Below are 11184 nucleotides of genomic sequence, written 5' to 3' on the forward strand. Positions count from 1 at the left end.
GGGGACTGGGGGGCGGTCGGGGCTGTCTGGGGTGGGTGGGCGTGCGTTCCGCCGGGCGCCGGGCGGGCGGTGAAGCGGGGGGCCGGTGGGGCGGGTGGGCCGGGTGGGCCGGTGGTCGGAGGCGTCCGCCGTCCGGCCGCGACCGGGCGGTGTCAGTCCGCGCGGAGGAGGTTCTTCACCTCGAGCACGTCGGCGATCCGCTCGACCTCGGCCAGCAGCCGGGCCCCGGTCGCCGGTGACACCTGCCCCGTCAGCTCGACGATGCCGTCGTGGACGGTCACATCCACCGTCCCGCGGTCGTGCGGGGAGCAGACGGCCCGGATTCTCGTCTCCACCTCCGCCCGGATCACGGCGTCGTCCCTGATCAGGGTCTGCAGCAGGGCGTCCCGGCCGACCACGCCGACCAGCCGGCCCTCGTGGTCGGCGACCGGCAGCCGCTTCAGCCGGGACAGCGCCGCGAGCCAGGCGGCCTCGGCGACGGTGGTGCCCGGCAGCACGCTGATCGCGGGGCTGGTCATCAGGTCGGCCGCCGTCTCGCCACGGGCCTTTTCGTGCAGCCGCCGCTCCCGGAGCCTGCCGATGGGGCCGGGCCGGTGGCCCGAGGCCTCGAACGCCACCTTGGCCAGCAGATCCGACTCCGAGACGACGCCGAGTACACGGTCCTCGCCGTCCACGACCGGGAGGGCACCGACCTGTTCGCGCGCGAGCAGCCGGGCGATGTCCCGATAGGGCAGGTCGTCCCGCAGGGACGCGGCGGGCACGTCCATCACGTCCCGCACCAGCACCGGGCCCGCGCCGTGCCCCGGCGTCGTGGGCCGCGGGGGCGGCGCGGCCCGGGGGGCCGGCCGGGAGGTCTCGCCCGGCGGGGACTCCCCGGGGCCCGCGTGCCAGGCCGCGGCGGCGGCCACGGCGCCCAGGTACCGGACGAGCATGTCCTGCCGGGCGCTCTCACCGGGGCTCCAGGAACGGCCGGGCTGGGTCCGCCGGGCCTCCGCCCCCGTGGAGAAGTTCTCGTGCCTGTTCACGGTGGCCTCCGCGCTCCGTCGGGTTGCCTGTGGTCCAGTGTCACCGCGTTCCCGTGCCCGCCGCCTAGAGCCGAACGGCCCTGGTGGAGCGGCGTGACGGCCCTATCCGGTGCGGGCCGGGGCGGGGACGGTGAAACTGGAGGAGCAGCCGACCGGCAGGAGGCCGGGAGATGAGCCTGCGGGATTTCCTGGAGCGGTTCCGTCCCACCGGTACGCCCGGAGCGGCCGCCGTCGGCGTGCCCGCCGACCGGGCGGCGGAGCGGGCCGCGGAGCTGGAGCCCGCCCTGGCGCGGCTGACGGACGTTCAGCGGGAGGCGGCCCGGATCCGCACGGCGGCGGACGAGGCGGCCGAGGTCCTGCGACGGGACGCCGCGCTGCGGGCGGAGCGGGTCGTGGCGGACGCGCGGGAGCGGGCCCCGGAGGTACGGCGGCTTGCCGCGGCGCCCGTCCTCGAGGACGCCCGGCGCGAGGCCGACGCCGTGCGCGCCGCCGGTGACCGGAGCGCCGAGGCGGTCCGCGCGCGGGCCCGCGAACGCATGCCCGAACTGGTGGACCGAACGGTGGCCGACGCCCTGAGCCGGGCCACCGGCGCGGACGGAACACGATGAGTACCGCACGGCCGGCCGCAACGGCCCGGACGGTGAACCCCACGGTGACCGACACCCCACGCCAGGCCACCGAGACGGGCGGAACACCATGAGCCCCGCATGGGTGGCCGGGACGGTCCGGGCCCGGGAGCTCGCCCTGCGTCGCGTCGGCGCCGCCGGGGCCCGGGAGCTCGCGGTCCGCGCGGATCTCGGCGATGCCCTGCGGGAGCTGGTCGTGACGCCGTACGGGAAGTACGCGCCGCCCGTGGCCGGGCTGTCCGAGGCCCAGCGGGCGGTGTCCGCCACGCTGCTGTGGCACCTGCGGGTGCTGGCGGGCTGGCTGCCGCGCGGCGGAGCACGCCTGCTCGTGCCGCTGGCCTGCGGTTTCGAGGTGGCCAACGTGGCCGCCCTGTTCGCCGGAAACGGTCACGGCCCGGCCCCCGTCGAGCCGTACCGGCTCGGCGCCCTGGAGACCGCCTGGCGGCGGCTGGAGGGCGCCGGTTCCGGGGCTGGGCTGCGCGCCGTGCTGACCGCGTCCGCCTGGGGCGATCCGGGCGGTGACTCCGCCGGTGCCGTGCTCACCGGCATGCGGATGGCCGCCGCGCGGCGGACCGCCCTCGCGGTGCCGCAGGCGCGGGACTGGGCGGTGGGGCGCGCGGCGCTGCTGACGGCGCGTGAACTGTTCGTGCACGGGCGGCCGCTGACGGAGCCGGTACGGCGCGACGCGGCCCGGCTGCTGGGGGCGCGGGCGACGGGCGCGGCCTCCTATCCGCGGTTCCGCGAACTGCTGCCGGCCCCGGCCCGCCGGCTCCTGGCCGAGGCCGGGGAGCCGGGCGCGTTGTGGCGGGCCGAGGTGGGCTGGTGGCGCACGCTGCGGGACGACGGTGCCGCCATGCTGCGCGACAACCGGTTCGGTCCCCGCGCGGTCGTCGGCGCGGTCGCCGTACTGTCCGTGGACGCCTGGCGGGTGCGCGCCGCGCTGGAGTCGGCGGCGCGGGGAGGCCGGGTCGGGGAGGCGTTCGATGCCCTGGCCTGAGCCGATGACACCGGTCCGGATGCGGCGCGTCGCGGTGGTCGTGCCCCGGACGGCGCTGCGCGACGCACTGGTGCGGATCGCCGAGGCGGGCTGTGTGGAGCTGGACCGCGCGCCCGACGCGGCCCCGGGTCCGGCGGCCCTGCGGCTGCGCGGGCTGCGGGGGCGCGCCGGGCCGGCCACGCCCGAGAGCGGGGACACGGCAGTCCTGGCCGCCGCCGCGCCCGACCTGGACCGGCTGGCCCGGCGGGACGACAGGGGGCTGCTGGCCGGCGAGGCCCAGCTGGAGGAGCGCGCGGGGAGCGCCGAACGGCGGGGCGAGGTGGCCGCGCTCGCCGGGTGGTGCCCGGCGGCCGAGATGCCCCGTGTGGCGGGGCGGCTGGCCGCGGCGGGCGGTGCCCTGGTGCCGTTGCCGACGCCGCGCGGCACCGATCCGCCGACCCTGCTGCGGCAGACCGGACGGGTGTCGTTCACACCGCTGGTGACGACGTACGGCACACCGCGGTACGCCGATCTCGACCCCTCGTGGCCCGCGGGCCTCGCCTACGTCGCGATGTTCGGGATCATGTTCGGCGACGTCGGGCACGGCGCGCTGCTGCTGCTCGGGGCGGTGGCGCTGCGCCTCGGCCGGCCCCGGCGCCTGGCACCGCTGCGCCGGCTGTGGCCGTTCCTCGCCGGCGCCGGACTCGCCTCGATGCTGGCGGGTGCCGCCTACGGCGAGTTCTTCGGGCCGACGGGCCTCCTGCCCGTCCTGTGGCTGGCCCCGCTGGAGAGTCCCGCGCGACTGCTGACCGCCGCCGTGGTCCTCGGGGCGGGGCTGCTGGCCCTGGCGCACGCCGCCGGCGCGGTGAACCGGGTGCGTGAGGACGGCTGGGCGGCGGGGCTGTACGCGGCGTCCGGGTGTGCCGGGCTGCTGTTCTACCTGGGGCTGGCACTGGCCGCGGCGGGCCTGGTGCTGCACTCGCCGGTGCCGTCGGCGGGCGGAGCAGCGCTCGCCGCGTCCGGGCTCGCGCTGCTGGCGTCGGGCCTGTTCCGGGCCTCGGCGGGCGGCGGCGCGGGGCTGGCCGAGACGGCGGTGCGGCTCTTCGACGTGGTCGTGCGCGCCGGGACCAACACCCTGTCGTTCGCTCGGCTCGCGGCCTTCGGGCTCACCCACGCCGCGCTCGCCGACCTGGTGTGGCGCGGCACCACGGCGCTGGCCGGCCGCGGGGCGGGCGGGGTCGCCGGCGCGGCGGTGCTGTTCGTCGTGGGAACGGCCGTCTCCCTCGGCCTGGAGGCGCTGGTGGCCGGGGTGCAGGCACTGCGGCTCGCGTTCTACGAGATCTTCTCCCGGCTCTTCGAGACGGAGGGCCGGCCGTTCCGTCCCTGGCACGTCCCCGCGGCGGAGCGTGCCGAGGCGCTGCTACGAAGGTGATCCCATGCTCACCTGGATCGTCGTCCTGCCGGTCCTGCTCGCGGTTACCGGTGCCGTGGCACTGCTGCGCCGGCGCCGGCCCGGACACGCGGTGCGCTGGCTGCTGGCCACCAACCTCGCCCTGCTGCTGGGCGCCTGCGCCGTCCTGGTCACGGCGCTCACCACGCCCGCGCAGGCCTCGCCGCAGGCGGGGGCGCCGGGCGGAGCGGGCGGCGCCGCGCTGATCGGGGCGGCCATCGCGGTGGCCGGTGCCTCCATCGGGGCCGCCATCGCCGTCGCCTACACGGGTGCGGCGGCGCTGGCCGCGCTCAGCGAACGCCCGGAGATGTTCGGCCGGGCGATGGTGATCGTCGGCCTGGCGGAGGGCATCGCCGTGTACGGGCTGGTGGTCGCGATCCTGCTGATCGGAAAGGCCTGACGATGGGCACCGTGGCCGCCATCGGCGCGCGCCCGGACGTGAGCGGGCTGGCCCTCGCCGGTGTGGACGTGCTGGTCGCGGAGAGCCCGGACGCCGTCCGCCGGGCCTGGGGCCGGCTCCCGCGCGGCGTCGCCCTGGTGATCCTCACGGCACCGGCCGCCGAGGCGCTCGGGGCCGGGGTGACGGTGCCGGATCCGTCCCGGCCGCTGACCGTGGTGATGCCCTGATGGCCGCGCCCGTGGACGCGCTGGAACCGGTGCGTGCCGAACTGCTGCGGGCGGCCCGGGCCGAGGCCGGGGCGGTGCTCGACCGGGCGCGGGCCGACGCGGAGGAGACGCTGCGCGTCGCGCGCGGCACGGCCGACCGGGTGCTCGCGGCGGCCCGCGAGGCCGGCGCCGCGGACGGGGCCGCGGCGGCCGCGGGTGAGCGGATGCGGGCGGCCGAGGACGCGTGGACCGCCGAACTCGCCGCCCGCGCCGAGGTCTACGCGGACCTGCGGGCCGAGGTCCGCGCGGGTGTGCGGCGGGCACTGGCCGGGGACCCTCGCGCACGGGACCGGCTGGTGGCGGCGGCGCGGGCCCTGCTGGGGGCACGGGCGCGCGTCACGGACGCGCCGGGCGGCGGGGTGAGCGCCGAGGTGCCCGGGCGCCGCGTCGACCTGTCGGCGGACACCCTCGCCGACCGGGCCCTGGACCGGGCCGGGGTACGGGCCGAGCACCTGTGGGAACGGCCGTGACCGGCCCGGGCGGCGGACGTGTTGCGGACGGCGACGGCGCCCCGCACGGACGGTCCGGCACCACGCACACACGGTCCGGCACCACGCACACACGGTCCGGCACCGCGCCGGAGACCCCGGACCCGAGCCCGGACCGGCCTCCCGCCCCGGATCCGGACCCGGCTCGTCGCGACGCCGTACCCCGCGTCCTCCGGGTCGCCGGGCCGCTGGTCGAGATGGAGTGCCCCGCCTCGGTCGCCATGCACGATCTCGCCTCGCTGGGCACCGCCGGGCTGCCGGGTGAGGTGGTCGCCGTGCACGGCGACTCGGCCACCGTCCAGGCGTACGAGTACACGGGCGGCATGGCGCCCGGGGAGCCCGCCGAACCGCTCGGCCGGCCGCTGTCGGTGGTACTCGGACCCGGCCTGCTCGGCGGGGTGTTCGACGGTCTGCTGCGGCCGCTGTCCGGCGCCGGCGACCTGCTGCTGCCCGGTGCCGGGGACGGCGCGCCGGACGGGCGCGCCTGGCCCTTCGTGCCCCGGGTGGGCGAGGGTGCCCGGGTGGAGGCGGGTGACGTCCTCGGGGAGATCGGGGCGCGGGTGCGCCTGAGCCTGCTCGTGCCGCCCGGCCGGGCCGGGACGGTGACCGGCGTCGCGGCGGCGGGCGAGTACCGCGCGGACGCCGTGCTCGCCGAGGTGGCGGGGCACGAGGTGCGCATGGCGCAGGGCTGGCCGGTCCGCAGGCCCCGGCCGGCCGCCGGGCGGCTGCCCGCCGAAGAGCCGCTGCACACCGGGCAGCGGGCGGTCGACCTGCTGTTCCCGGTGGCCCGGGGCAGCACGGTCGCCGTGCCGGGCGGCTTCGGCACCGGCAAGACCATGCTGCTGCAGCAGATCGCCAAGTGGTGCGACGCCGACGTGATCGTCTACGTCGGCTGCGGCGAGCGCGGCAACGAGATGGCGGACGTCATCGAGGAGCTGTCCGAGCTCGCCGATCCGCGCACCGGAGGACGGCTGTCGGAGCGCACCGTGACGATCGCGAACACCTCCAACATGCCGATGATGGCGCGCGAGGCGAGCGTGCACACGGGCGCCACGGTCGCCGAGTACTTCCGCGACATGGGACTGGACGTCGTCGTCATCGCCGACTCCACCTCCCGCTGGGCGGAGGCGCTGCGCGAGTTCGCCTCCCGGATGGGCGAACTCCCGGCCGAGGAGGGCTACCCGGCGGGGCTCGCCTCCCGGCTGGCGGCGTTCTACGAGCGGGCGGGCCCGGTGCGCACCCTCGGCGGCGCCCGCGGTTCCGTCACGGTGATCGGTGCCGTGTCCCCGCCCGGCGGCGACCGCACCGAGCCGGTCACCGCGCACACCGAGCGGTTCGTACGGTGCCTGTGGAGCCTGGACCGGGACCTCGCCTACGCCCGCCACTACCCGGCCGTCTCCTGGACGGACTCCTTCTCCCGGGACGTGGCCGCGCTCGCCGCCGCCTACGCGCGGGCCGGTGATCCCGGGTGGGCGGCCCGGCGGGCCCGGGTGGCCGGTCTGCTCGCCGAGGCCGACCGGCTGGCAGACCTCGTGGAGCTGGTCGGCGTCACGGCCCTGCCGCCCCGCGAGCGGATCAGCGTGCTCGCCGGGCGGCTGCTGCGCGAGGCGGTGATCCAGCAGAGCGCGCTGTCCCCGGCGGACGCCTACAGCGCGCCGGGGAAGACGGCGGCGCTCGTGGAGGCCTCGCTGTCGGTGATCGACCGCTGCGTCGAGCTGGTGGAGGGCGGCACGGGGGCGGACGCGGTCGAGGCGGTCGACTTCACCCCGCTGCTGCGGGCCAGGGAGACCGCCGGGCCCGCCGAGACCGCTCCGGTGGGCCGGGCCCGCGACACCGTGCTGGACCGGCTCGGGCGGGCGGCGGCATGAAGGGGCCCGCCGACGTCGAGTACACGGGGGTGCGGGAGCTGCGCGGCCCGCTGGTGGTCGTCGAGGGCGTGAGCGGGGTGGGCTGGGACGAGTTCGCCACGATCGCGGTCGGCTCGGGCGGGCGACGGCACGGGCTGGTCCTGGAGGTGGACCGGGACCTCGCCGTGGTGCAGGTGCTGGAGGACACGGCCGGGATGGACCGGACCCGCACCCGGGTGGCCTTCTCGGGCGCGCCGCTGCGGATCCCGGTCGGCACCGGCTGGCTGGGCCGGGTCTGCGACGGGCGGGGCGAGCCCGCCGACGGCGGCCCGCCGGTGCTGGGCGCCGCCGACGCGGCGGTGGGCGGCGCCCCGATCAACCCGGTGCGCCGGCAGCCGCCGAACGAGCCGGTGCTCACCGGTGTGACCGCCGTGGACGTGCTCACCACCCTGGTGCGGGGCCAGAAGCTGCCGGTGTTCTCCGCGGCCGGGCTGCCGCACCTGGAGCTGGCCGTGCAGATCGCGGCGCAGGCCGCCTGCGGGGGCGAGCCGTTCGCCGTCGTCTTCGCCGGGATGGGGCTCACCCACGCCGACGCGGCGTTCGTCCGGGCGGGGCTGGCGGAGCGCTCGGCGGCCCGGGACCTGGTGCTGCTGCTCAACACCGCCGACGATCCGGTGATCGAGCGGCTGCTGACCCCGCGCATCGCCCTGACGGTGGCCGAGCACCTGGCGTTCGCGGAGGGCCGCCACGTGCTGGTGGTGATGACCGACATGACGGCCTACGCGGAGGCGCTGCGCGAGGTGTCCGCCGCGCGCGGCGAGATACCCGCCCGCCGGGCCTATCCGGGGTACCTGTACAGCGACCTGGCCTCCCTGTACGAGCGGTGCGGCCGGATCCGGGGCCGCCCGGGCTCGGTGACGGTCCTGCCGGTGCTGACGATGCCGGCCGGGGACATCACCCATCCGGTGCCGGACCTCACCGGTTACATCACGGAGGGCCAGATCGTGCTGTCCGCCGAGGCGCACACGGCCGGCACCTATCCCCCGGTCGACCCGCTGGCCTCCCTGTCGCGGCTGATGCGCAAGGGCGCCGGCGCGGGCCGCACCCGCGCCGACCATCCGGACGTCGCGGCGCAGCTCATCGCCGCGCTCGCCCGGTCACGGCAGGTGAGGGAGCTGGCCGACCTCATCGGGCGGCCGGCGCTCTCCCCGGCCGATCTGCGCCACCTGGACCTCGAGGACGCCTTCCGGGAGCGTTTCCTCGCCCAGGGCACGGCCGAGAACCGCTCGCTGGACGAGTCCCTGGACCGGGCCTGGGAGGTGCTGCTGACGTTGCCCCGCGGTCAGCTCGGCATGCTTCCGGCCGAGCTGCTCGACGCCCGGCGGCCGCCGGCCGCCGACGGCGCGGACGGGGCGGGGACGCCGTGAGCGGGCGCGGGGGCCGGGGGCCGGTGGGGCGGGCCGGCCGGCTGCGGCTGCGGCGCGGCCTGGCGACGGCCGAGCGCGGGGCCGAACTGCTGGAACGCAAGCTCCGGCTGCTCCTGGACCGGGAGGGCGCGGAGCGCGAGGCGGCCGGGGAGGCGGGCCGCGTCTGGCGCGATCGGCTGGCGGAGGCGGACACCTGGCTGGTGCGCGGGCTGCTGCTCGGCGGTGAACGGGCGTGGGCCGAGGCGGCGCCCGCCGACCGGGCGCGGGTCGGTGTCCGGTGGGAGGCGGTGATGGGCGTCCGGCATCCGGCGGCCCTGTCCTGGACGGCCCCGGTGCGCGCCCCTGAGGAGCCGGCGCCGCCCAACACGGCACTCGCGCACGCGGAGACGGCCTACCGCGCCGCGGTGCGGGCCGCCGCCGAACACGCCGTCCACCGGGCAGCCGCCGAGCTGCTCGCCGCGGAGGCCGCCCGGACCCGGCAGCGGGTCCGGGCCCTGCGCGGGCACTGGATCCCCCGGCTGCGGCGGGAGCTGGCGGCGGTCGAGCTCGCGCTGGAGGAGGCGGAGCACGAGGACGCGGTACGGCGGCGCTGGGCCGCGACGCGCGCCGTCCGGTGACGGAGCGGCGCGGGCGGACGGCGGCGGGCCCCGCGCGGAGCCCGCCGGCCGGGGACCGGTCGCCGGTCAGTGCTTGTGCTTGATCTCGACGTGCCTCGCCTCCGTCCGCTCGGCGCCCAGGCCGACGCTGACGGTGAGCACGCCGTCGGTGTAGTCGGCCGTGACGTCGTCCTCGTCGGCGCCCCGCGGCAGCGTCACGCTGCGGCTCATGGCGCCGTACCGGAACTCGCTGTGGTTCTTGTCCACGTCCCGCTCGGTGCGCTCGGCCTGGACCGTCAGGACGCCTTCGCCGACGGCGACGTCGATGTCCTCGGGGACCATGCCCGGCAGTTCGGCGCGCATGACGTAGCGGCCGCTCTCCGTGTAGTCCTCGATCCGTACGGCGGGCATCGAGAACTTGCTGGGAATGGTCTCGAACCAGTCGGGCATGTCCGGGAACGGGAATTTCTGCCTGCGTGTCAGTGTGGCCATCACCGTGACCTCCTCTGCGGTCGTCGGGTCTGCCGGCACCTCCAGTGCAGCGCGCGCGGGCCCCTCGCGCGTAGGCCGAACAGCCCTTCTTGCGGGCCGCTGGGTCCTTTCCGGCACCGGCGCCGGAAGCCGGGGACTCCTGGCACTGGCAGTCCGGCCGTACCGGGACTTCCATGGAAAGGAGCGGTGGTTCTCCCCGTGCCACCGCCGCGAGGAGGCGAGGACGATGAACGTGCTGCCCCGGCCCCCGGCCCCGGCGGACGAGGGAGGCCGCCATGGCGGGCGCCGCTGACCGCAGGCCGGTCGTGGTGGGCGTCGATCCGGACCCGGGCCGGCGGATGGCGCTGGCCTGGGCTGCCGACGAGGCGGTCCGGCGGCGGGTCCCGCTGCGCCCGGTGCACGTGGAGGGCGTACCGACCAGGGGCACCCGGGCGCCGGACGTCCCGTCGTCCTGGGAGCAGTGGAACGACACGCTGCACCGGGCCGGCAAGCAGGTGCTCGACGACGCCGTCGACTTCGTCACCGCGCGCTGCCCGGACGCCGTCGTCGATCCGCTGCTCGCCGAGGGCGACCCGGTGTGGGTACTGCGCGAACAGAGCCGCGACGCCACGTCGGTGGTGCTGGGCTCGCGGCATCTGAACCGGACGCAGGAGGTGTTCGGCTCGGCGGCCGTCGCGCTGCCGGTGGCGGCCCACGCGCACTGCCCGGTGGTCGTCGTGCCCGAGCCGGAGCACGTCACGCAGGAGCCCGCGTACTTCGTCGTGGGCGTCGACGGCAGCGAGCGTTCCGCCGTCGCCGTCGACCTGGCGTTCGAGGAGGCCGCGCTGCGCGGAGCCCAGTTGCGGGCGCTGTACGTGTGGCAGCCGGGGCCGCTGCGGATCTTCGACGAGTACGCGGCGCAGCAGGAGTGCCGGCGGCTGCTGTCCGAGACGGTGGCCGGCCGCCGGGACCGCTATCCGGAGGTGGACCTGCGCCACGAGCTGCTGACCGGGCATCCCGTGCGGGCGCTCGCGGACGCCTCGGCGCACGCGCTGGGCCTGGTGGTGGGTACCCGGGGACACGGCGGCTTCACGGGCATGATGCTGGGCTCGGTCAGTCAGGGTCTGCTGCGCCACGCCCGCTGCCCCGTCCTGGTGGTCCCGTCTCCGCCGGCGTGAACCGGAGCGGACGGGAACCGGGGCGGAGGGGGCCGCCGCTAACGGGCCCGGTCACCCGAGTCCCGCCGGCCGGCACGGCACAGCGGCCCGCGAAGGAGCGCGGGCGGACGGCACCTTCCGCCGCACATCCCGGGAGGAACAGTGAGCAAGCGTGTCCGAACCCTGCCGCGGATCGAGTCCGAGCGCTGCGGCGCCCGGCTGCCGTCCCGCGGAGCCGCGCGCTCCGAGGCCGTGCGCGCCCGGGACGGCCGTGCCGCCCGGGCGCCCCGGCGCGGGGCGGGTGAGTGGATGCTGCTGCCCGGGGGCACGTGGCGGCACGTCCGGACGATCCGCGTACCGAGCCTGTTCGGCTGAGGACGCCGGCCGCACGCCGGGGCCCCGGGCCGCCGTGGAACGACCACGCCCCGTCGGGCATCCTGGGGGTGAGTCGGCGG

13 protein-coding genes are annotated in these 11184 nt (G+C 77.7%); 11 read left to right on the top strand and 2 right to left on the bottom strand.

Annotated elements, in window-relative coordinates; genetic code table 11:
* Nucleotides 1-152 precede the first annotated feature (152 nt).
* Nucleotides 153-1025 (bottom strand): CBS domain-containing protein, encoded by an 873-nt coding sequence (locus tag ACWCPN_RS23000; RefSeq protein ID WP_451209142.1) that lies wholly within the window; start codon nucleotides 1023-1025, stop codon nucleotides 153-155.
* A 170-nt stretch (nucleotides 1026-1195) separates the two neighbouring features.
* Here ACWCPN_RS23000 and ACWCPN_RS23005 point away from each other — a divergent pair, with 170 nt between their 5' ends.
* The 9 genes from ACWCPN_RS23005 (at nucleotide 1196) to ACWCPN_RS23045 (ending at nucleotide 9122) form a co-directional block, all read left to right on the top strand.
* Nucleotides 1196-1633, top strand: coding sequence for a hypothetical protein (locus ACWCPN_RS23005; protein WP_451209146.1), 438 nt, complete (start codon nucleotides 1196-1198; stop codon nucleotides 1631-1633).
* Between the two features lie 88 nt (nucleotides 1634-1721).
* Nucleotides 1722-2648: a hypothetical protein gene (locus ACWCPN_RS23010; protein WP_451209149.1), complete on the top strand. Its 927-nt coding sequence runs from the start codon at nucleotides 1722-1724 to the stop codon at nucleotides 2646-2648.
* Nucleotides 2635-4059: a V-type ATPase 116kDa subunit family protein gene (locus ACWCPN_RS23015; protein WP_451209152.1), complete on the top strand. Its 1425-nt coding sequence runs from the start codon at nucleotides 2635-2637 to the stop codon at nucleotides 4057-4059. The genes ACWCPN_RS23010 and ACWCPN_RS23015 overlap by 14 nt, the downstream gene beginning before the upstream one ends.
* 4 nt (nucleotides 4060-4063) lie before the next feature.
* Entirely contained in the window at nucleotides 4064-4477 is a 414-nt protein-coding gene (locus tag ACWCPN_RS23020) for an ATP synthase subunit C (RefSeq protein ID WP_451209155.1), read from the top strand.
* Between the two features lie 2 nt (nucleotides 4478-4479).
* Nucleotides 4480-4704 (top strand): hypothetical protein, encoded by a 225-nt coding sequence (locus tag ACWCPN_RS23025; protein ID WP_451209158.1) that lies wholly within the window; start codon nucleotides 4480-4482, stop codon nucleotides 4702-4704.
* Nucleotides 4704-5213: a hypothetical protein gene (locus ACWCPN_RS23030; protein WP_451209161.1), complete on the top strand. Its 510-nt coding sequence runs from the start codon at nucleotides 4704-4706 to the stop codon at nucleotides 5211-5213. The genes ACWCPN_RS23025 and ACWCPN_RS23030 overlap by 1 nt, the downstream gene beginning before the upstream one ends.
* Nucleotides 5210-7099 carry a V-type ATP synthase subunit A gene (locus tag ACWCPN_RS23035; protein WP_451209164.1) on the top strand — a complete coding sequence of 630 codons (1890 nt, stop codon included), beginning with the start codon at nucleotides 5210-5212 and terminating at the stop codon, nucleotides 7097-7099. The genes ACWCPN_RS23030 and ACWCPN_RS23035 overlap by 4 nt, the downstream gene beginning before the upstream one ends.
* Nucleotides 7096-8505, top strand: coding sequence for a V-type ATP synthase subunit B (locus ACWCPN_RS23040; protein WP_451209167.1), 1410 nt, complete (start codon nucleotides 7096-7098; stop codon nucleotides 8503-8505). Before ACWCPN_RS23035 ends, ACWCPN_RS23040 begins: the two co-directional genes overlap by 4 nt.
* The gene (locus ACWCPN_RS23045; RefSeq protein WP_451209170.1) at nucleotides 8502-9122 is read left to right on the top strand and encodes a V-type ATP synthase subunit D; all 621 of its coding nucleotides are present in this window, start codon (nucleotides 8502-8504) and stop codon (nucleotides 9120-9122) included. The genes ACWCPN_RS23040 and ACWCPN_RS23045 overlap by 4 nt, the downstream gene beginning before the upstream one ends.
* Nucleotides 9123-9188: 66 nt before the next feature.
* Here the strand turns inward: ACWCPN_RS23045 and ACWCPN_RS23050 are convergent, their stop codons facing one another.
* Nucleotides 9189-9593: an Hsp20/alpha crystallin family protein gene (locus tag ACWCPN_RS23050; RefSeq protein WP_451209173.1), complete on the bottom strand. Its 405-nt coding sequence runs from the start codon at nucleotides 9591-9593 to the stop codon at nucleotides 9189-9191.
* A gap of 275 nt (nucleotides 9594-9868) precedes the next feature.
* Between ACWCPN_RS23050 and ACWCPN_RS23055 the strand changes: the two genes are divergently transcribed.
* A complete protein-coding gene (locus ACWCPN_RS23055) occupies nucleotides 9869-10750 on the top strand; it encodes a universal stress protein (RefSeq protein WP_451209176.1) in 882 nt (293 codons plus the stop codon).
* Between the two features lie 141 nt (nucleotides 10751-10891).
* Complete coding sequence (locus ACWCPN_RS23060) at nucleotides 10892-11104, top strand: hypothetical protein (RefSeq protein ID WP_199209488.1); 213 nt, start codon at nucleotides 10892-10894, stop codon at nucleotides 11102-11104.
* Nucleotides 11105-11184 lie beyond the last annotated feature (80 nt).

Source organism: Streptomyces sp. NPDC002386 (genome assembly GCF_053593175.1).